This is a genomic window from Nocardioides oceani (assembly GCF_030412965.1).
GTDB classification, from domain to species: Bacteria; Actinomycetota; Actinomycetes; order Propionibacteriales; family Nocardioidaceae; genus Nocardioides; species Nocardioides oceani.
Genome location: NZ_JAUHJQ010000069.1, coordinates 1 through 367, shown reverse-complemented (window position 1 = coordinate 367; position 367 = coordinate 1). Strand labels below are relative to the sequence as shown.

Annotated in this window: 1 protein-coding gene; it reads left to right on the top strand. The window is 72.8% G+C overall.

All coding sequences use genetic code 11. The features are described from left to right. On the top strand, positions 1–367 hold a 367-nt coding region (locus QWY28_RS23310; RefSeq protein ID WP_300955305.1), incomplete at both ends, for an endonuclease NucS domain-containing protein.

Below are 367 nucleotides of genomic sequence, written 5' to 3'. Positions count from 1 at the left end.
ACGAGTCCGTCCACGACCTCGGCATCGACCCCGGCCTGCAGAAGGACGGCGTCGAGAAGCACCTGCAGGAGCTGCTGGCCGAGCACCCGGCGACGCTGCAGCCGGGCCTGACGCTGGTGCGCCGCGAGTTCCCCACCGCGATCGGCCCGGTGGACCTGATGTGCCGCGACGCCGACGGGGCCAGCGTGGCCGTGGAGATCAAGCGCCGCGGGGAGATCGACGGCGTCGAGCAGCTGACCCGCTACCTGGAGCTGCTCAACCGCGACCCGCTTCTCTCCCCCGTCCGGGGGATCTTCGCCGCGCAGGAGATCAAGCCCCAGGCGCGCGTGCTGGCCACCGACCGCGGCATCGCGTGCGCGGTCGTCGA